At 73.6% G+C, this 18,734-nt stretch carries 15 protein-coding genes; 5 read left to right on the top strand and 10 right to left on the bottom strand.

Features of this window, described 5'->3' with window-relative positions:
- Positions 1-4: 4 nt before the first annotated feature.
- Positions 5-2,020, bottom strand: a complete 2,016-nt coding sequence (locus tag ACFWVC_RS02765) for an acetoacetate--CoA ligase (RefSeq protein WP_384275035.1) — start codon at positions 2,018-2,020, stop codon at positions 5-7.
- A gap of 219 nt (positions 2,021-2,239) precedes the next feature.
- Between ACFWVC_RS02765 and ACFWVC_RS02770 the strand changes: the two genes are divergently transcribed.
- Complete coding sequence (locus ACFWVC_RS02770; RefSeq protein WP_384275042.1) at positions 2,240-4,594, top strand: glycoside hydrolase family 31 protein; 2,355 nt, start codon at positions 2,240-2,242, stop codon at positions 4,592-4,594.
- Here the strand turns inward: ACFWVC_RS02770 and ACFWVC_RS02775 are convergent.
- Positions 4,588-5,097: an NUDIX domain-containing protein gene (locus ACFWVC_RS02775; RefSeq protein ID WP_384275048.1), complete on the bottom strand. Its 510-nt coding sequence runs from the start codon at positions 5,095-5,097 to the stop codon at positions 4,588-4,590. The genes ACFWVC_RS02770 and ACFWVC_RS02775 overlap by 7 nt on opposite strands.
- A gap of 165 nt (positions 5,098-5,262) precedes the next feature.
- Here ACFWVC_RS02775 and ACFWVC_RS02780 point away from each other — a divergent pair, with 165 nt between their 5' ends.
- Positions 5,263-6,684, top strand: a complete 1,422-nt coding sequence (locus ACFWVC_RS02780; RefSeq protein ID WP_384275054.1) for a VWA domain-containing protein — start codon at positions 5,263-5,265, stop codon at positions 6,682-6,684.
- Here the strand turns inward: ACFWVC_RS02780 and ACFWVC_RS02785 are convergent.
- The 4 genes from ACFWVC_RS02785 to ACFWVC_RS02800 are packed head-to-tail and all read right to left on the bottom strand — an operon-like array spanning position 6,615 to position 10,931.
- On the bottom strand, positions 6,615-7,928 hold the full coding sequence (locus ACFWVC_RS02785; RefSeq protein WP_384275060.1) for an adenylosuccinate synthetase: 1,314 nt from the start codon (positions 7,926-7,928) through the stop codon (positions 6,615-6,617). The genes ACFWVC_RS02780 and ACFWVC_RS02785 overlap by 70 nt on opposite strands.
- 50 nt (positions 7,929-7,978) lie before the next feature.
- Complete coding sequence (locus ACFWVC_RS02790) at positions 7,979-8,998, bottom strand: hypothetical protein (protein WP_384275067.1); 1,020 nt, start codon at positions 8,996-8,998, stop codon at positions 7,979-7,981.
- Between the two features lie 20 nt (positions 8,999-9,018).
- Positions 9,019-10,050: a molecular chaperone DnaJ gene (locus ACFWVC_RS02795; RefSeq protein ID WP_384275074.1), complete on the bottom strand. Its 1,032-nt coding sequence runs from the start codon at positions 10,048-10,050 to the stop codon at positions 9,019-9,021.
- Positions 10,047-10,931, bottom strand: a complete 885-nt coding sequence (locus tag ACFWVC_RS02800) for an NUDIX domain-containing protein (RefSeq protein ID WP_384275077.1) — start codon at positions 10,929-10,931, stop codon at positions 10,047-10,049. The genes ACFWVC_RS02795 and ACFWVC_RS02800 overlap by 4 nt, the downstream gene beginning before the upstream one ends.
- 517 nt (positions 10,932-11,448) lie before the next feature.
- Here ACFWVC_RS02800 and ACFWVC_RS02805 point away from each other — a divergent pair.
- Both ACFWVC_RS02805 and glpK read left to right on the top strand, forming a co-directional pair.
- Entirely contained in the window at positions 11,449-12,180 is a 732-nt protein-coding gene (locus tag ACFWVC_RS02805) for an MIP/aquaporin family protein (protein WP_384275080.1), read from the top strand.
- A 7-nt stretch (positions 12,181-12,187) separates the two neighbouring features.
- The gene (gene glpK / locus ACFWVC_RS02810) at positions 12,188-13,822 is read left to right on the top strand and encodes a glycerol kinase GlpK (RefSeq protein ID WP_384275086.1); all 1,635 of its coding nucleotides are present in this window, start codon (positions 12,188-12,190) and stop codon (positions 13,820-13,822) included.
- 14 nt (positions 13,823-13,836) lie between these two features.
- On the opposite strand, the gene ACFWVC_RS02815 is transcribed toward glpK, so the two are convergent.
- From ACFWVC_RS02815 to ACFWVC_RS02830, 4 genes are all read right to left on the bottom strand, one after another.
- Positions 13,837-14,442 carry an ATP/GTP-binding protein gene (locus ACFWVC_RS02815; protein ID WP_384275094.1) on the bottom strand — a complete coding sequence of 202 codons (606 nt, stop codon included), beginning with the start codon at positions 14,440-14,442 and terminating at the stop codon, positions 13,837-13,839.
- 135 nt (positions 14,443-14,577) lie between these two features.
- Positions 14,578-14,970, bottom strand: coding sequence for a DUF742 domain-containing protein (locus tag ACFWVC_RS02820; RefSeq protein ID WP_384275101.1), 393 nt, complete (start codon positions 14,968-14,970; stop codon positions 14,578-14,580).
- Positions 14,971-14,980: 10 nt separating this feature from the next.
- Positions 14,981-15,397, bottom strand: a complete 417-nt coding sequence (locus ACFWVC_RS02825; protein ID WP_384275106.1) for a roadblock/LC7 domain-containing protein — start codon at positions 15,395-15,397, stop codon at positions 14,981-14,983.
- Positions 15,394-17,943 carry a nitrate- and nitrite sensing domain-containing protein gene (locus ACFWVC_RS02830; RefSeq protein WP_384275113.1) on the bottom strand — a complete coding sequence of 850 codons (2,550 nt, stop codon included), beginning with the start codon at positions 17,941-17,943 and terminating at the stop codon, positions 15,394-15,396. The genes ACFWVC_RS02825 and ACFWVC_RS02830 overlap by 4 nt, the downstream gene beginning before the upstream one ends.
- A gap of 323 nt (positions 17,944-18,266) precedes the next feature.
- Here ACFWVC_RS02830 and ACFWVC_RS02835 point away from each other — a divergent pair, with 323 nt between their 5' ends.
- Positions 18,267-18,710 (top strand): hypothetical protein, encoded by a 444-nt coding sequence (locus tag ACFWVC_RS02835; RefSeq protein WP_384275120.1) that lies wholly within the window; start codon positions 18,267-18,269, stop codon positions 18,708-18,710.
- Positions 18,711-18,734: the final 24 nt, after the last annotated feature.

Below are 18,734 nucleotides of genomic sequence, written 5' to 3' on the forward strand. Positions count from 1 at the left end.
GCGCTCAGCCGCGGGTGCGGGCCAGTTCCTCGTAGAAGGCCAGGAGGCCGATGTCGTCAACGGAGCCGGGGTTGACGGCCTTGGCGAGGGGGGTGCCCTGGAGGAGCTTCTTGACGGGGACCTCGATGCGCTTGCCGGTGAGCGTGTGCGGGATGCCCGGGACCGGGATGATCTCGTCGGGGACGTGCCGCGGGGAGAGCTGCTCGCGGATGGTGCGCTTGACCTTGTCACGCAGGGTGTCGTCGAGTTCGGCGCCGTCGGCGAGCTGGACGAACAGCGGCATCCAGTAGCCGCCGTCGGGCTGTTCGATGCCGATGACGAGGGACTCGCGGATCTCGGGAAGCCGTTCCACGACCTCGTAGATGTCGGCGGAACCCATGCGGACGCCCTGGCGGTTGAGGGTGGAGTCGGAGCGGCCGTGGATGACCACCGTGCCGCGCGAGGTCAGGGTGATCCAGTCGCCGTGCCGCCAGACGCCGGGGAACATCTCGAAGTAGCTCTCGCGGTAGCGGTCGCCGTCCGGGTCGTTCCAGAAGTGGATCGGCATGGACGGCATGGGATTGGTGACGATCAGCTCGCCGACCTCGTCGGTGACGGGTTTGCCGTACGCGTCCCAGGCCTGAAGGTCGGTGCCGAGGCAGGGCGCCTGGAGTTCGCCGATGTACACCGGCAGCGTCGGCACGCCGCCCGCGAAGCAGCTGCAGACGTCGGTGCCGCCACTGACGGAGGCGATCCAGAGGTCCTCCTTGACCTCGTCGTGGATCCAGCGGAAGCCGTCCGGCGGGAGCGGGGAGCCGGTGGTGGCCACGCACTTGACGGCCGACAGGTCGTGGTCGCGACCGGGGTGCACGCCGGCCTTGCGGCAGGCGATGACGTACGCGGCGGAGGTGCCGAAGACGGTGGTGCCGGTGCGTTCGGCGACGCCCCACTGGGCACCGGTGTCGGGGAAGCCGGGGCTGCCGTCGTACAGGACGATCGTGGAGCCGGCGAGCAGGCCGCCGACGAGGAAGTTCCACATCATCCAGCCGGTGGAGGTGTACCAGAAGAAGCGGTCCTGCGGCCCGAGGTCCATGTGGAGCCCGGTCTGCTTCAGGTGCTCCAGCAGGATGCCGCCCTGGGACTGGACGATGGCCTTGGGCAGGCCGGTGGTGCCGGAGGAGTAGAGCACCCACAGCGGGTGGTCGAACGGGACCTGCTCGTACGCCGGTTCCCGGTCGCCGGAGACCAGGGTGTCCCACTCCAGCGTGCCTTCGGGCGCGGCGGTGCCCAGCAGCGGGATGTGGACGACGGCGCGCAGGGAGGGCAGTTCGGCGCGCAGTTCGGCCACGACGGCGGTGCGGTCGTGCTCCTTGCCTCCGTAGCGGTAGCCGTCGACGGTGAACAGCACGACGGGCTCGACCTGCTGGAAGCGGTCCAGGACGCTGCGGGCGCCGAAGTCGGGCGCGCAGGAGGTCCACACGCCGCCGACGGCCGCGGTGGCCAGCAGGGCCACGACCGCCTGCGGGATGTTGGGGAGGTAGCCGCTGACCCGGTCGCCGGGGCGGACCCCGAGGGCGCGCAGCTCGTGGGCGAGGGAGGCGACCTGGCGGCGCAGTGCGGCCCAGGACGTCTCGCCGATGTCGTGGCGCTCGTCGAGGTGGAGCAGCGCGGGCGCATCGGCGCGTGCGGGGTCCCCGGCCGGACGCAGCGCGTGCTCGGCGTAGTTGAGGGTGGCGCCGGGGAACCACCGGGCACCGGGCATGGAGGGGTCGGCGAGCACCGTCTCGTACGGGGTGGAGAAACGCACCTCGAACCACTCCACGACGGCCCGCCAGAAGGCCTCGGGTTCGCGCACCGACCAGGCGTGCAGCGCCGCGTAACCGGCGACGGGGTCGGCGAGGTCGGCCGCGGGCGCGCCGTGGTGCCCGGCGGCCCAGGTCTGGAAGCGGGTCACCTGGGCGTCGTTGACGCGGTCGGGGCCGGGCCGCCACAGCGGCCGCGGGGTCTGCGCGGGAGTGGCGGGCTCAGATGTGGTGCTCATGGGGCGGCTCCCGGACGGTACGCGGCGCTGCGTGGTGTGCGGTCGGACCGCGGCGGGCGGAATGTCCCGGCGCGCGGATGGGCAGGACGATGCCACGTGATCGTCTTCGGCGCCAGGGCCCACCCCACACATTCGGGGGTGTCACCATGTGCCGGGCCCCCGGTGGACAGGGGGCCCGCGGGCGGCGGGGCGGGCGGGAACGGTGAAAGGGTGGGGTTCATGGATGCTCGGGACCTGGTGCGGCAGGTGCGCACGGTCGGATCGGCGAACGGGCTGCGGTCGGTGCGCGCCGCGTGGCGCCGGCAGCGGACGGACGCGCGGGACCTGCCGCGGCGGGGCCCCGAGCGGGCGCGGGTGCCGGGGGCGGCCGAGGGGGCGGACCCGCTGCCGGGCGGCGGGCTGGTCCGCTTCGCCCGGTCGACCCTGCGGGTGCGGGTCACGGCGGGCGGCGCGGTCTTCTGCGGCTGGGACGGGGCGGAGCCGGAACCGTCGTACGCGCTGGCCGCGGGCTGCCCGGACGCGGACGTCCGGGCGGTGATGGAGCCGGACAAGGACGGCTGGCGGGTGGTCTCGGAGCGGGTCACCGTGATGGTGTCGCGGCACGGCGCGGTGGAGTTCCGCACGCCCGGCGGGCTGCTGCTGCGCAAGGACCTGCCGCCGCGCTGGTGGGACCCGCTCGGCTCCCGGGAGGGCACCGAGGCGCGCTGGGTGCAGCGCTCGGAGACGGCGGCGGACGCGGCGGTGTTCGGGCTCGGCGGGCGCGGATCGGGGCCCCGGCTGGGCGAGGGGTCGTACCGGCTGTGGAACACCGACCCGGACGGGACCTTCGAGCCGGAGACCGATCCGCTGTACATCACCATGCCCGTGCAGTTGGTGGTGGCGGACGCGGGCAGCCACCTGGTGTTCCACGACAACACCTGGGACGGCCGGGTGACGCTGCGCGACGGCGAGGAGGGCGCGGGGTCGGGGCACGACCGCCCCGGCGGCTGCGAAGTACGGGTGGACGGCGGTCCGCTGCGCTACTGGGTGATCCCCGGCACGCCTGCGCGCGTCCTGACCGCGTGGACGGCGCTGACCGGCCGTCCCGCGCTGCCGCCGCGCTGGGCGCTGGGCCACCAGCACTCGCGGTGGGGCTTCGGCTCGGCGGCAGAGGTGCGCCGGGTCGCGGCCGGCTACCGGGAGCGCGGGCTGCCGCTGTCGGCGATCCACCTGGACATCGACCACTACGACGGCCACCGGGTCTTCACCGTCGACCGCGAGCGCTTCCCCGATCTGCCGGGGCTGGCCGAGGAGTTGCGGAACGACGGCGTGCGCCTGGTCTCGATCGTGGACCCGGCGGTCAAGGAGGAACCCGGGAACCCCGTCCACGACAGCGGCGTGGCCGCGGACGCCTTCGTGCGCGACGCCCACGGCGAGACCGTCCGCGGTGTGGTGTGGCCGGGCGAGGCGGTGTACCCCGACTTCACCGACCCGCGCGTGCGCAAGTGGTGGGGCGGGCTGTACGCGGAACGCCTGGCGCAGGGCTTCGCCGGGGTGTGGCACGACATGAACGAGCCGGTGTCCTTCGCGGCGTTCGGGGACGCGACGCTCCCACGCTCGGCCCGGCACGCCCTGGAGGGCCGCGGCGGCGACCACCGCGAGGCGCACAACGTCTACGGCCTCACCATGGCGCGGGCCGGCTACGAGGGCCTGCGCGAGCTGCGCCCCGACAACCGGCCCTTCCTGTTCTCCCGTTCGGGCTGGGCCGGCATGCAGCGCTACGGCGGGACGTGGTCGGGCGACGTCGCGACGGGCTGGCCGGGGATGCGGGCCTCGCTGTCGCTCGTGCTGGGCCTGGGCCTGTGCGGGGTGCCGTACTCGGGTCCGGACGTCGGCGGGTTCACCGGCAGCCCGTCGCCGGAGCTGTATCTGCGCTGGTTCCAGATGGCCGCGTACTTCCCGTTCTTCCGTACGCACTCGGCGATCACCGCGGGCCGCCGCGAGCCGTGGGAATTCGGGCCGCGGGTGCTGGAGGGCGCGCGGGCCGCACTGCGCGAGCGGGAGCGGCTGATGCCGTACCTGTACACGCTGGCGCACGGGGCGCGGCAGTCGGGCGCCCCCTATGTGCGGCCGGTGTGGTGGGGCGACCCGGAGGACCGCAAACTGCGCTCCTGCGGGGACGCGTTCCTGCTCGGGGAGGCGCTGCTGGTGGCACCGGTGATGGAGCAGGGCGCGACGGAGCGGGCGGTGCGGCTGCCGCGCGGCCTGTGGTACGACACGGCGTCCGGGGAGGCGTACCAGGGGCCCGGGCAGGTGCTGCTGCCCGCGCCGCAGGAGCGCATCCCGGTGCTGGCCCGGGCGGGGTCGGTGGTGCCGGTGGCGGAGGAGGACGGGTCCGTGGCCCTGGAGGCGTGGGCGCCGGCGGCCGGGCGCACGGGCGGCGGCCTGCTGGTCACGGACTCCGGCGACGGCTGGGCGGAGCCGCGTACGGAGCGCTTCACCTCCCGGCTCGCGGACGGCGCGGTGGTCGTGACGCGCGAGGGGTACGACGAGGTGGGCCGTGCCGTGCGGGTGCGGGGCGCCGGCGCTCAGTAGCGGCCGGCGAACCAGTTCCGCACGGCCTCCGTGTGCAGCGGGAAGGCCAGTTCGGCGGGCGCGGTGAGGATCTGCCGGGAGTCGGTCTCGTCGGTGGGGAGGTCCGGCGGCAGATCCTCCTCGGCCCGCTCGGGCAGCAGGCCGAAGAGCAGCACATGGCCGGTGTCGCCGCTGAGGGCGTCGGCGAGCCGGACGTCGGCGACGGCGGCCTTGATGCCGGTCTCCTCGTCGAGTTCGCGGACGACGGCCTGCTGCCAGGTCTCGCCGTGGTCGACGAATCCGCCGGGGAGGCCGAGCAGGCCGCGCGAAGGCTCGATGGTGCGGCGGACGACGACCAGCCCGGTCGTGCCGTCCGTCCGCACGGGCAGCAGGGCGATCGCGACGGGGAGCGGGTTGCGGTAGGTGACGTTCCCACAGACGGGGCAGGTCCGCGGCCACCCGGCGGCGGGGCCGAACTCCGCACCGCAGTAGGAGCAGTGGCTGTCCTTCTGACGACTGGTCACGCGGGGACTGTATCCGAGGGCGGCACGGGCGGCGGGTACGGGGCGGTGGTACAGGGCGGCGGGTACCGGGCAGTAGGGCCGGGCAGCGGGTGCCGGGGGCCGACTGCCGGGTGTCGCGTGCCCATCCCTGTCCGTCGCGGCGGGTGACAGGGCAGACTGGCGTCCGTGACACCCGAATCCCTTCGAAAAGGCGCCAATCTCCCGGTTCCCGTGCCCGCCGTGCGGGCCGTCCTGGACTGGTCACCGGGCCCCGGCGTGCCCGACGTCGACGCCTCCGCGCTGCTGCTGACCGCCGAGGGGCGGGTGCGTTCCGACGGCGATCTCGTCTTCTACAACCAGCCCGTGCACGGCTCCGAGGCCGTACGGCACGTCGGGAAGCAGACCGGCCCCGCACAGGCGACGGACGCCCTGGACGTGGACCTCGCCCGGGTGGAACCGGCCGTCGAGCGGATCGTGCTCTGCGCGTCCGCGGACGGCGGGACCTTCGGGCAGGTGCCGGGACTCCGGCTGCGGCTGCTGGACGCCCGCAACGGGGCGGAGATCGCGCGCTTCGACATGCGGGCGGAGACGGAGACGGCGTTCGTCGGCGGGGAGCTGTACCGGCGGGGCGGCGTCTGGAAGTTCCGGGCGGTGGGTCAGGGTTACGCGTCCGGCCTCGCCGGGCTGGCCACCGACTTCGGCATCACCGTCGACGCGCCGCCGCCCCCGGTCCCGGCGCCGCACCCGGTCCCACCGCCGCCTCCCCCGTACCCGGGGACGGTACCCGCGCCCGCACCGTTCCCGGCGGCCGCCGCTCCTCCCCCGCCGCCGGTCACACGGCTCACCAAGGGCGAGGAGCACCTGCCGCCCGACATGCGCAAGCGCCTGAGCCTGCGCAAGGAGCAGGTGGCCGTCAGCCTGCGCAAGCACGGCGCGGCGGACGTCGTGGCGAGGGTGATCCTCGTGCTCGACGCGTCCGGGTCGATGAGCGGCCTGTACGCGCGGGGCGTCGTGGCCGGTGTGGTGGAGCGCATGGCGGCGGTCGCGGCGCAGATGGACGACGACGGCGAGATGCAGGCGTGGACCTTCGCCTCGTACCCGGCACGCCTGCCCGACCTGCGCCTGGCGGAGCTGCCGGAGTGGCTGCGGCTGCACGTGCGGGTCGGCGAGCTCAGCCTGTTCGGGCGTCCCAAGAAGCCGCGTCACGGAATGCGGCCGGGCCAGGTCGACATGCGGCTCGTCGGCATCCAGAACGAGGAGCAGAAGGTCATCGCGGAGGTCCGCGCGTATGTGGCGGCGAACCCGGCGCCCGCGCCGACCCTGGTGCTGTTCTTCTCCGACGGCGGCGTCTACCGCAACGCGCAGATCGAGCAGCAGCTGCGGGAGGCGGTGGAGGAACCGCTGTTCTGGCAGTTCGTCGGTCTGGGCCGGGCCAACTTCGGGGTGCTGGAGCGGTTCGACACCCTGCCGGGCCGACGTGTCGACAATGTGGGCTTCTTCGCCGTGGACGACATCGCGAGCGTGCCGGACGGCGAGCTCTACGACCGGATCCTCTCCGAGTTCCCGTCTTGGCTGGCCGCCGCGCGACGGGCGGGCATCGTTCGCTGAACCTCCCGCTTGTCGGCCGCCGTCGGCCCGTACGACTCCAGGACGACGGGGGCGCCCAAGGCCTCGCCGACCGCCTCCGACCAGGCGTCCGGGTCGGCGCCGGGGGTGTCCCAGCGCGCGGGCCGGGCGGTCGACAGCCGGTCGGTGAGGGCGCTCTGGCCGGCCAGGTCACCGGGGCGGGAGACCGGCAGCCGGCGCTCCCCGGTGTCGTATCCGCGGACCAGGCGCAGCGCGGGGCAGCGCGCGGGAGCGTCGAGGTGGGTGAGCGCGAGGGCGTCCACGCCGCCGCACACCTCGGCGGCGTAGGCGTGTGCCACGGCGTCGAAGTGGCCGATGCGAAACGCTCCCTGCCAGGCGCCCGCGCCGTTGTGAGGCTCGGGCAGCAGCGGGGCGAGCGCGGGGTCCTCGGTCATGTGCGGCCCCGGGCCGTGCCGCGTGGTGTAGGCGCGGACGACCCCGAGGCGCCGGGCCGCACCTGACCGGGCCGATTCGGCCAGCAGCGCCTCGGCGTTGGCGAAGGTGGTCGTCGACCACGTGGTGTACGGGTGGAAGCCGTGCCACTCGTCGAGCAGGACCCCCTGGGCGCCCTCGAACACCACGGGTCCACTGCGCAGGACGCGGGCAAGGTGCGCGTCGTCGGTGAGCGTCACGGCGCGGGCGAACGCGGTGAAGGCGTCGGCGCCGTGCTCCGGCGGTGGGACGGGCAGAGCGCGCCCGAGCTCGTCGGCGAGGCGGTCGTGCAGGAGGCGGAGCTTGCGCAGCAACCGGGGGCGGGAGACGCAGTCGCCGGCGGTCGGCGCGTCCTCGGGGTGTGCGAGGGCGTAGGCCGCGGTCTCCCCGATGCCCATGCCGCACGAGCCGTGCCGCGCCGCCCCGCGCGCCCGCTCGCGCAGGCGGTTGGCGGCGGCGTGGTACGGCGTGGTCAGCCGGGCCTCGCGGTCGACGGTCAGCAGGGCGTACGGCGCGGGGACGCCGAGGGCGGTGAGATGGTCGGCCTCGGCGGCGAGCGCGAGCGGGTCGACGAGCATGAAGCGCGACAGGTGCGTCGGCACGCCGTGCAGGGTGCCGGAGCCGAACTGGGCGAACGTGTGGTGGCGTCCGTCGGTGGTGACGACGTTGTGGGCCGCCTGGGCGCCGCCGTTGAAGCGGACCACGGCGTGGACCGGCCCGGTGGCGCAGAGCCGGTCCACGACGGTGCCCTTGCCGGCGTCGCCGTAACCGAGGTCGACGACGATGGTGTGCACGGTTCCGGGTCCCTCCGGTGGGATGGGTGCGGCGGTGCGGGGCGCCGCCCTTACAGGCGCGTCGTGCCCGTCGTGTCCGTCGAGCCGTCCTCGCCGTGCGCGTCGTCCGCGTCGTCGATCAGCGGCGTGTCCGTCACCGCCACGGCCGCGCGGTCGCGGTCGAGGGCGGCGAGGGCCTTGCCGACGGAGGCGGTGGCGGCGGAGCCGACGTCGGCGAGGTCGTCCAGGCCCTCGGCGAGGTCGATGGCCTCCTCGCCGAGACCGATGGTGAGGGCGATGGTCTCGCAGACGGCGTCGAGGTCGTCCAGCTCGATCACGTTCTGGCCGAGCAGCTTGCGCCAGGTGCCGAGGACTTCGGCGTTGCCGACGTACGAGGAGCCCGCCGGCAGGATGTAGTAGACGTCGAACTTCTGCCGGAGCTCCGCGACGATCCGCGTGACGGGGATGTCCTCGGGAAGGTCGTCGCCGAGCACGTCGTACACCTCGTCGGCCTTGACCATGCCGTAGGGCAGCTCGTCGCCGATGAGGAAGAGGTAGCCGCGGCGGCCGCGCTTGTCGTGGCAGTCGAGGGAGGTGTGGCGGGCCATGGCGTAGAGGGCGAGTTCGTACGACTCGGTCATCTGGCCGCCGCCCCCGCCCTCCAGCAGGATGTTGCCGAGGTCGTCGTCCATGCGGTTGTCGGACTCGAACTGGCCGAGCTGGAGCGGGACCCGGTCGCAGGTGGCGTCGCCGACCGCGCCGAAGAGGATCTGCGGGTGCTCGGTGTAGCCCTTGCGCAGCAGCAGGCCGAACAGCTCGGGGAGCTTGGTCTGCAGGGTCTGCGGGACGGTCCGCATGGAGCCGGTGACGTCGAACAGGACGGCGATGGCGAGCGAGGTGGGGTGCTCGGCGGAGTCGCGGCTCTCGCGGACGCCTATGCCCTTCGGGTCGAGCGAGGGGTGCGCGGCCCAGGAGCCGCGCGGCGCGGACGAGGTGACGCGGTCGCTGTAGGCGAAGGCTCCGGTGCCGGAGGCGGCGCGGTAGCGCGCGGCGGCGTCGTAGACGTTGGTGGACCAGCTTCCGCTGCCCATGGTGTTTCCCCCTTGGTGGGTCAGGTGTCGGTGCCCGGCATGGTGAACGGGCGGAAGGTGCGCGGACCGTAGAGGCGTTCCAGGGCCTCGTCGAGTTCCGCGAGCAGCCGCCACGCGTCGTGCGGACGGCGGGCCTCGGAGGGGAGCGTGCAGCCACGGAGGAAGGCGCGCAGCGGCTTCGGCGCGCGATCCCCCATCAGTTGCTCGACGCACCGCGAGGCGAGGTGGATGTCGGTGGCCTCGGTGGCGGGGCGCCGGCCGGTGACCTCGGGCGGGTAGAGCGCGCGGTGCCGCTCGACGAGCGCCGGGACGGTCGCGCCGCGATCGGTGGACCAGCACCAGTCGATCAGGACGAGGCCGTGCTCCGCGGGATGGATCAGTACGTGCTCGGGCAGGACGGCGCCGTGCACGATCCCCGCGCGGTGCGCCCAGCCGAGGGCGACCAGCAGACGGCGCCACATCCACGCGGCGTCGCGCGGGTCGAGGCCGCCGGGGTGCAGGGCCCGGACCTCGGCGAGGGTGTGGAAGCCGCGCAGCCGCTGGAGAACGTTGACGCGGCGCTCGGCGCCGTCGGGGCCGCGGTGGCGGAACGACTCGACGAGGCGGGGGGCGTAGGCGCGGTGCCGGGCCTCGGCCACGGTGTACAGCCTGGTGAGGGCGTCGGCCTCCCGCTCCATCAGGTCGTTGTCGGCGGGCCGACGCGGGATCTTCAGCACGGTGTCCGGACCGCCGGCGCGCAGCACCGCCAGGTCGCCGGTGGCGAGGACCCGGCCCAGCGGGTAGGTGCCGCGGGCGGTGGTGAGCGTGGGACCGTGCCCGGTGTGCCGCCGCCACGAAGCGGTGAGCCGGACGAAGGCCGCCTCCGCCTCGTCCGCGCGGCCGGCCGGGGCCGTGTCCGGGTGGAGCAGGCGGGCGAGCCGGCGGTAGTGGCGGGCGGCCTCGGCGGCATCCGCGGGGAACGGACGGCCGAGGGCGGCCAGGGCCTCGTCGAAGGTGCGCGGGCGGGCGGTGGTCGTACGGCGCGTGGTCGTGGGGCGGGCCGTGGCGGTCATCGGACGCTCTCTTCCCGGTCGGGGCGGAGCAGTGCGGGATGCAGCAGGCGGGCGTCGCCCGCGCGGTGGAGGCGGGCGCGGGGGCCGCCCTTGGAACCGCCGCGCGTGGCGGTGGCGCCGGTGGACTCCACGAATCCGGGGACGGACAGGACCTTGCGGTGGAAGTTCCCGGCGTGCAGGCTCCGGCCCCACACCGCCTCGTAGACGGAGCGGAGTTCGGTGATGGTGAACTCCTCGCCCAGGAAGGCGGTGGCCAGCGGGCTGTACTCGATCTTGGACCGGGCGCGCTCGAGCCCGTCGGCGAGGATCGTGCCGTGGTCGAAGGCGAGCGCCGTACCCGCGGCCGACGGGACGGCCTCGGCGGACCGGCGGCCGGAACCACCCCCGTGGATCCCGGCCGGCCGGTCCTGCTCCATGGGACGCGGCGGGGCCGCGTCAGGGTTCCCCTCCAGGGCGAGGGACGCCACCGGGACCCACTCGGCCGCGGCGGCGTCGCTGCCGGCGCGCGCCTCGGGGAGATCCGGTGCGAAGGCGAGATAGGCGACCGAGACGACGTGCATGCGCGGGTCGCGGTCGGGCGCGCCGTAGGAGCCGAGCTGTTCGAGGTGGACGCGGCCGAGGCCGCGTTCCGCGTCCAGCCCGGTCTCCTCGGCGAGTTCACGGGCTGCCGCCCGGTCCAGGGACTCGCGGCCCGCCCGCACGAAGCCGCCGGGCAGCGCCCAGGCGCCCTCGAACGGCGGCCCGCCGCGCCGCACGAGCAGCACGTGGAGGGCCCCTTGACGCAGGGTCAGCGCGACGACGTCGACGGTCACGGCGATGGGGTCGAAGGCGCGCGGGTCATAGGTGGCGAGGAAGTCGTCCTCGCCCTGCCGGTCTGCCATCCTCCGCCACCCCTCGGCCAGTTGTTCTCAGTTCGAGAATTTCTCGCTTCGAGAAGAACTTAACAGCCGGCACTGACACCGTCCAGCCTGTTTTCGCCACGAACCGTGCCGGGCCTCACACATGACACTCCGTCAGGCCGGGGGCTTCGCCCGGGCGGAGCCGAGGGGCGGATTCCGGTCAATCCCAGCGGGGGGCCTCGTCCCGTCCGGGGCGGCGGCGACCGCCCACGCGTTCACCCGCCCGCGCGAGCTGACCTGGCCGTTGCGCGGCCGGGCGGCGGCGCGGCAGGTCGCCGGTGCCCGCGTGGGGGTGACGGCGCGCCGGGCCTGTTCGGGCACGGCTCGTCGGTGGTCGTAATCAGGTGATCTGTCCGATAGCTTGACGCTCCATCACCCCAGGACAACACTTCCGGGTGGCGCGGAAGCCGGGCGGGAGGCGGGACCCTCTGCACCCGTGTCTCCGTGCGATTCTCTGGCCGGCGCATGCCCGACACGTGCGCCCGCAGAAGGAGCCGCCATGTATTCCAACGGAGACGTCTTCGTCGGCGAGATCATCGGAACGGCGATCCTGATCCTTTTCGGCGCCGGTGTGGTCGCGGGCGTGCTGCTCCACCACTCGAAGGCGAGGGCGTCGGGCTGGATCGTCATCTCCTTCGGCTGGGGCCTCGCCGTCCTGGCCGGCGCCTACACCGCAGGACCGCTGTCCGGCGGCCAGCTCAACCCGGCGGTGACTTTCGGGGTCGCCATCAGCTCGGGCAAGTGGGCCCAGGTGCCGTACTACCTGGCAGGGCAGATCATCGGCGCGATGATCGGCGCCGTGCTGTGCTGGCTCGTCTACTACGGGCAGTTCCGGGCCAACGCCGAGGAGGAGGCCCGGCAGCCCACCCTGGCGGTGTTCTCGACCATCCCCGAGATCCGCGTCTGGTGGCAGAACCTCATCACCGAGGCCATCGCCACCATGGGCCTCGTCCTGCCGATCCTGGCCTTCGGTCTGAGCAAGGGCCTCGGCGAGACCGGCACCGGCACCCTCATCGTGGCCCTCCTCGTCACCGGCATCGGCCTGTCGCTCGGCGGCCCCACCGGTTACGCCATCAACCCCGCACGCGACCTCGGCCCGCGCATCGTCCACTCCGTTCTGCCGATCCCGTTCAAGGGCACCTCGGACTGGACCTACGCGTGGATCCCGGTGGCCGGCCCGCTGCTCGGCGGCGCCCTGTCAGGTCTCATCTACAACGCAGCGTTCAAGTGAGGCGGTCATGACCGAAACGTCCGACCAGGCCACGCGATACGTGGCCGCCATCGACCAGGGCACGACCTCCAGCCGGTGCATCGTCTTCGACTCCCATGGGTCGATCGTCGCGCTCGACCAGCGCGAGCACCGCCAGATCTTCCCCAAGCCGGGCTGGGTGGAGCACGACGCGACCGAGATCTGGTCCAAGGTGCAGGCGGTGGTGGCGGGCGCGCTCGCCAAGGCACGGCTGCGCCCCGACCAGCTCAGCGCCCTCGGCATCACCAACCAGCGCGAGACGACCGTGCTGTGGGACCGCGCCACCGGCCGCCCGGTGCACAACGCGATCGTGTGGCAGGACACCCGGACGGCCGCGCTGTGCGCCCGGCTCGGCGGCACCGATGGCCAGGACCGCTTCCGCGAGTCCACCGGGCTGCCGCTGGCCAGCTACTTCTCCGGGCCCAAGGCCGCCTGGCTGCTGGACAACGTGCCGGGGCTGCGGCGCCGGGCGGAGAACGGCGAGATCGCCTTCGGCACCATGGACTCCTGGCTGATCTGGAACCTCACCGGCGGCACCGAGGGCGGCGTGCACGTCACGGACGTCACCAACGCAAGCCGGACGATGCTGATGAACCTGGAGACGCTCCAGTGGGACCCGGCGATCCTCGCCGCGATGAACGTCCCCGAAGCGGTCCTCCCGGAGATCCGCTCCTCCTCCGAGGTGTACGGCACGGCGGTCGGCCAACTCGCCGGGGTGCCGGTCGCCTCCGCGCTCGGCGACCAGCAGGCGGCGGTCTTCGGCCAGGCCTGCTACGAGACGGGCGACGCGAAGAACACCTACGGCACGGGCAGCTTCCTGCTGCTCAACACCGGTGACCGTCCGGTGCCGTCCAAGAGCGGGCTGCTCACCACCATGGGCTACCGGCTGGGCGGCGAGCCGCCGGTCTACTGCCTGGAGGGGTCGATCGCCATCACCGGCGCCCTCGTCCAGTGGTTCCGCGACAACCTCGGCATCATCAGGTCCGCCGACGAGATCGAGCCGCTGGCCGCGAGCGTCACGGACAACGGCGGCGCCTACATCGTCCCGGCCTTCTCCGGTCTCTACGCGCCCTACTGGCGCTCCGACGCCCGCGGCGTGATCACCGGCCTCACCCGGTACGTCACCAAGGCGCACCTGGCGCGGGCCGTGCTGGAGGCGACGAGCTGGCAGACCCGCGAGGTCGTGGACGCGATGTACCAGGACTCCGGGGTACAGCTGACCGCCCTCAAGGTGGACGGCGGCATGACGGCCAACAATCTGCTGATGCAACATCAGGCGGACGTGCTGGGCGTCCCGGTGGTCCGGCCGCGGATCTCGGAGACCACGGCGCTGGGCGCGGCCTACGCGGCGGGGCTCGCCACGGGTGTGTGGGACGGGCTGGACACGCTCAAGGCGCACTGGCAGCAGGACGCGCAGTGGCAGCCGCGGATGGACGGGAAGACCCGCGAGGAGGGCTACCACCGCTGGAAGAAGGCGGTCGAGCGCAGCTTCGGCTGGGAGGAGGAGTCCCCCGGCACCGCCGACACCACCGCCGACACCACCGGCAACGCCACCGTCAGTGCCGGGAACGCCGGCAACGACGACACCGGGGACGAGGTCCCCGTACCGGCCGGGAACGGCTGACCGGGCCGCGTGGCTCAGTTGGCGGCGGCCGCCCGCCGGACGCCCGCCAGCTGGGCCGCGTGCTCGACCACGGTGATGAGCACCTTCTTCGCGGAGGCGCGGTCGCGCGCGTCGCACATCACCAGCGGCACCTCGGGGTCGAGGTCGAGCGCGTCGCGCACGGTCTCGGCCTCGTGCCGCTCCGCGCCGTCGAAGCGGTTCACGGCCACGGCGAAGGGGATGCCGCGCCGCTCGAAGTAGTCGACCGCGGAGAAGCAGTCCTCCAGGCGCCGGGTGTCGGCCAGCACGACCGCGCCGAGAGCGCCCTGCGCCAGCTCGTCCCACAGGAACCAGAAGCGGTCCTGGCCCGGGGTGCCGAAGAGGTAGAGGACCAGATCGTCGCGGAGGGTGATGCGGCCGAAGTCCATCGCCACGGTGGTGGTCCGCTTGGTCTCGACGCCGGCGAGGTCGTCCACCGGACGTCCCGCCTCGCTCAGCGTCTCCTCGGTGCGCAGCGGCCGGATCTCGCTGACCGCGCCGACGAGCGTGGTCTTGCCGACACCGAAGCCGCCCGCCACCAGGATCTTGAGGGTGACCGGCTCGACGACGGAAGAACGGCGGTCAGAGCTCCCGAAGCCCATCGATCACTCCCGGAATTGTCGGACGGTCGGCTCACGGCAGGGGAACCCTACTACGATCCGACCATCCAACTCGCCCCGGCCCCCGAGCCGTTGCCGGGCCCTCGCCGTTCGTCCCACGCCGGCCCCGGCAGTCCGTCACAGGGCGCGCAGGCCGTCGATGACCTCGCGCAACAGCCCCGCGTCGGGCAGTTCGGCGGGCGGCACCGGGCGGGTGACATGGACGAGCCCGGCCTCCAGCACGTCGCCGACGAGCACCCGGACGACACCGACCGGCAGATCGAGGTCGGCCGCGAGTTCCGCGACCGACATCGGCTGCTCCCGGCACCGGTCCACGATGTCGACGTGCTCGGGCGACAGCGTGCGGTCGGTGTCCTCGTCCGGGTCCCCGGAACGCGACTCGGAGATCACCAGGGCGATCAGGTCGAGCCGGCCCTCGGCGGCATGGCTGGTACGCCCGCGTGTCATGGCGTAGGGCCGCACCACGGGTCCGGCGTCGTCGTCGTACCAGCGGTCCGCTTCGGAAGTCATGGCGCCGCCGTCACACCACCCGGGCGTCGTCTTCGCGCGGCGCGGTGGCGAGGTGCACGCCCACCCGCTTCACCAGCAGCGCCATCTCGTACGCGATCTGGCCGACGTCGGAGTCGGCGTCGGCCAGGACCGCCAGGCAGCTGCCGTCGCCGGCCGCGGTGACGAACAGGAAGGCCTCGTCGAGCTCCACGAGGGTCTGCCGGACCTGGCCGGCCTCGAAGTGCCGGCCGACGCCCTTGGCGAGGCTGTGGAAGCCGGAGGCGACGGCCGCGAGGTGCTCGGCGTCCTCGCGCGACAGCCCTTCGGACGCGCCCGTGGCCAGGCCGTCGCCTGACAGCACGAGGGCCTTGCGGATGCTGGCGACGCGGCCGACCAGCTCGTCGAGGAGCCAGCTCAGCTCGCGGGTCGGGCTCGATGGTGCGGTCATGGACCGTTCCCCTCCGTGGTGGTTCCGGTTGCGCTGTCTTCCCCGGCCTCCGCCGGGGGAACCCCCGTGCCGGCGGGACGGGGGGCGTCTGGTGCGTCTGGTTCGTCGAGGTGGTCCGCCCGGCCGCGTTCCCAGCCGCGCTGGAGGGAGGCCATGCGGTCGCGTACTTCCTCGGGGGTCCGCTCACGGCCCGCGCCGTTCCCGGACGAGCCGGACGAGCCGGGGACGGGCGTACGCGTCTCGGTGGTCGCGTCTGTGCGCAGTTGCGGGGCGAGGCTGGCCTGCCGCACGCGGCGCGGGAGCCGGTCGGAGGCGGTCGGCTCGGGAGCCTCGGTCGCGGGAGCGGGGCGCTCCCCGGTGCCCCCGGCGACCGGCCGGCCGTTCTCTGCGACCAGCACCGGGGTACGGCGGCGGCGCGGCAGGGCGCCCGGCTCGGCCGGTTCGGACGGTTCGGGCGCGGCCGCCGGGGCAGCCGCCGGGAGAGCCGACAGTGACGCGGCCCGAGGGACCGGGTGGTGCCTGCGGTGCTCGCGCGGCTCCTCGTCCGGCTCCGGGTTCAGGCCCCATGTGCGGAAGCCGTGCTCGGTGCCGCCGGTCAGGTGGGCGTCGTCGAGGTCGTCGTCCTCGGCACGGCCGCCCGCACCGGCGTCGCCGCCGTCGGTCAGCAGCGCCGTCGGAACGAGGACGACCGCCGTGGTGCCGCCGTACGGCGACTGGCGGAGCGAGACGCGCACGCCTTGGCGCCTGGCCAGGCGGCTGACCACGAAGAGGCCGAGCCGGTCGGTGTCGGACAGCTCGAACTCGGGGGTCTCTGCGAGCCGGAGGTTGGCCTCCAGCATGGCGTCGGGGGTGAGCCCGAGGCCGCGGTCGTCGATCTCCAGGGCGAAGCCGTTGGGTACGGCCTCGCCGTGCACCTGGACACCGGTGTGCGGCGGCGAGAACACGGTCGCGTTCTCGATGAGTTCGGCGATCAGGTGGGTCAGGTCGGCGACGGCCTGGCCGGTGACGGCGAGCCGGGGCAGCCGGCGCACCTCGACGCGCTCGTAGTCCTCGACCTCGGCGATGGCCGCGCGGACCACGTCCATCAGCTGGACCGGTTTGCGCCACTGCCGCGACGGCACCGCGCCGGAGAGGATGACCAGGCCCTCGGCGTGCCGGCGCATGCGGGTGGTCATGTGGTCCAGGCGGAAGAGGTCCGCCAGTTCCTGGGTGTCCTCGGTACGGCGCTCCATGGCGTCCAGCAGCGTCAGCTGGCGGTGCAGCAGCACCTGGCTGCGTCGGGCGAGGTTGACGAAGACCTCGGAGACGCCGCGGCGCATCTCGGACTGGCGCACGGCGGCCTCGACGGCCGCCCGCTGGAGGGTGTTGACGGCCTTGCCGACCTGGCCGACCTCGTCGTCCGGGTAGTCCAGGCGCGGGGCCTCGGTCTCCACGTCGACCTCCTCGCCGGCGGCAAGGCGACGCATGACGCGGGGCAGCCGGACGCCGGAGACCTCCTGGGCCTCCTGGCGGAGCCGGGACAGGTCGCGGATGAGGCCCCGGCCGATGCGGATGGAGACGATCACGGAGGCGATCACCGCGATGAGGCCGAGCCCGCCGGCGATCGCGGCGCTGGCCAGCAGCCGCATGGCGATCGGTTCGGCGCTCTTCTTGTACAGGTCGCCGGCCTCGACGCCGGTACGGTCCAGCTCTCCGAGCGCGGTGGTCGCCGTGTCCTGCCACGAGGCGCGATCGGCGGCGCGGGGTGCGCCGCCGGGGCCGGCGGCGATCACCGCGTCCTCGGTGGCACGCAGGGCGCGGCCGGCCCGGCCGTCCCAGTAGTCCTGGTAGACGGCGCGCTCGGCCTCCGTCAACAGGCCCAGGTTGTCGCCGAAGTAGGCGCGCTGCTCGGCCACGGCGAAGGTGAACGAGCGCATCTCCTGCGGGCTCATGCGGCCGGCCGTGATGGCGGCGGCCATGAGCGCGTCCTCCTGGCTGACCGCCTCGTGGGCCCGGGCGAGCTGGATCAGGGCACGGCCCTGTTTGTCGATCGCCGCGTTGTTGAGCGGGTTGAGCGTGTCGAGGAAGTCGTAGCAGGGGTCGAACAGGCCGCTGTAGGCGGCGAAGGCCTCGTTGCGGCTCACGGTGCCTTTGACGACCTTGTCGCGGAGCGCGTCGACGGCGCCGAACCCGCTGACGACGAGGTCGAGATGGCGGCGGGCGTCCGCGGTCAGCGGGGCCCGGTTGGCGGGCGACTCAGCGTTGGAGCGCAGTCCCGCGATCAGCTGATCGGTCCGGCGCTCCCGGCCCAGCAGCGCGGCGCGGGTGTCGGAGCGGCGAGGATCGGCCAAGTACACCAGGGCGGCCCTGCGTTCCCACTGGAGCGCCCGAACGGTGTCCTCGACGGGGTAGCGGAGTTCGTTGACCGTGCGCTCCACACCGAACAGCCCCCACACCTGACGGCCCGTCAGCGTGGCCGCGAAGGCCCAGATGGCGGTGAGGGACACCAGCGGAATGAGCAGCAGTGCCACGATCTTCCGCCGGATCGTCGTACCGCGAAAGCGCATGGCCTCCCCAACGTCGGACCCGGTCACGGGGCGTCCTGTTCCGGCAATAAACGGCGCGAGCCTACTACTGCAACCTGCCCCATCCGAAAGCCCGCCTTCCTCCCTTGTCCCGGGAAGACCCGATTCGTACGGATGAACGGTGGCCGTCACTGGCCGAAATACAGCGCACCGGGAACCCCGGACACCCTTCGTTCGTGATCCGTACGGGAGGGGGGCTCCGGAATGCGGCGGGCATTCATCGGCGGAAACCGGGCAGCAACTGTGGAGTCGGACATCGGGGGTCCGGCACCGCATCACCCGGATCCCGCGAGGGAGCAGAATTCATGGACGACCTTGTCGAGGACGCTTTGGATCGCGACATTCCGGAACGGCGGAAGCGGCGCTCGTTGTGGGTCGAAGAGCCGGTCGGGCGCCCGCGCATGCCCGATCCGGTGCGCGCCTCGGCGGTGCGCGCCGTGCTCATAGTGGCCTTCAGCCTGATCGTGGCGGTGGTCGCGATGCTGGGGGCGGCAGGTCACTCGTGGATCGCCGCGCCCGCGACGCTCACGGCCATAGGCAGCACCGTGGTGGCGACCTGGGCCGTACTGGACGTGTGGATCACCCGTCAGGTGTGGAACCAGCGCAACGGCGTGCTCTCGAGCCCCAGCAGCGCGGCCCGCGCGCTGCGCCGCGAACGGCGGCGGGATCGGCGCCGGGCCCGCCGGGCGGCACGCGGCACGGGCGGTGCCCGGAGGCTGCCCGGGCACGGAGCGCGGGTGGCTTCCTAAGCAACGCGAGGCGGGCGGCCGGCC

The sequence above is a fragment of the Streptomyces sp. NPDC058691 genome, assembly GCF_042714775.1.
GTDB lineage: Bacteria > Actinomycetota > Actinomycetes > Streptomycetales > Streptomycetaceae > Actinacidiphila.

What these genes read in the sequence shown, in the direction of transcription:
- ACFWVC_RS02765 (WP_384275035.1), bottom strand. Translation starts at nt 2,020, where the DNA reads ATGAGCACCACATCTGAGCCCGCCACTCCCGCGCAGACCCCGCGGCCG.
- ACFWVC_RS02770 (WP_384275042.1), top strand. Translation starts at nt 2,240, where the DNA reads ATGGATGCTCGGGACCTGGTGCGGCAGGTGCGCACGGTCGGATCGGCG.
- ACFWVC_RS02790 (WP_384275067.1), bottom strand. Translation starts at nt 8,998, where the DNA reads ATGGGCAGCGGAAGCTGGTCCACCAACGTCTACGACGCCGCCGCGCGC.
- ACFWVC_RS02795 (WP_384275074.1), bottom strand. Translation starts at nt 10,050, where the DNA reads ATGACCGCCACGGCCCGCCCCACGACCACGCGCCGTACGACCACCGCC.
- ACFWVC_RS02800 (WP_384275077.1), bottom strand. Translation starts at nt 10,931, where the DNA reads ATGGCAGACCGGCAGGGCGAGGACGACTTCCTCGCCACCTATGACCCG.
- ACFWVC_RS02805 (WP_384275080.1), top strand. Translation starts at nt 11,449, where the DNA reads ATGTATTCCAACGGAGACGTCTTCGTCGGCGAGATCATCGGAACGGCG.
- glpK (WP_384275086.1), top strand. Translation starts at nt 12,188, where the DNA reads ATGACCGAAACGTCCGACCAGGCCACGCGATACGTGGCCGCCATCGAC.
- ACFWVC_RS02815 (WP_384275094.1), bottom strand. Translation starts at nt 14,442, where the DNA reads ATGGGCTTCGGGAGCTCTGACCGCCGTTCTTCCGTCGTCGAGCCGGTC.
- ACFWVC_RS02820 (WP_384275101.1), bottom strand. Translation starts at nt 14,970, where the DNA reads ATGACTTCCGAAGCGGACCGCTGGTACGACGACGACGCCGGACCCGTG.
- ACFWVC_RS02825 (WP_384275106.1), bottom strand. Translation starts at nt 15,397, where the DNA reads ATGACCGCACCATCGAGCCCGACCCGCGAGCTGAGCTGGCTCCTCGAC.
- ACFWVC_RS02830 (WP_384275113.1), bottom strand. Translation starts at nt 17,943, where the DNA reads ATGCGCTTTCGCGGTACGACGATCCGGCGGAAGATCGTGGCACTGCTG.
- ACFWVC_RS02835 (WP_384275120.1), top strand. Translation starts at nt 18,267, where the DNA reads ATGGACGACCTTGTCGAGGACGCTTTGGATCGCGACATTCCGGAACGG.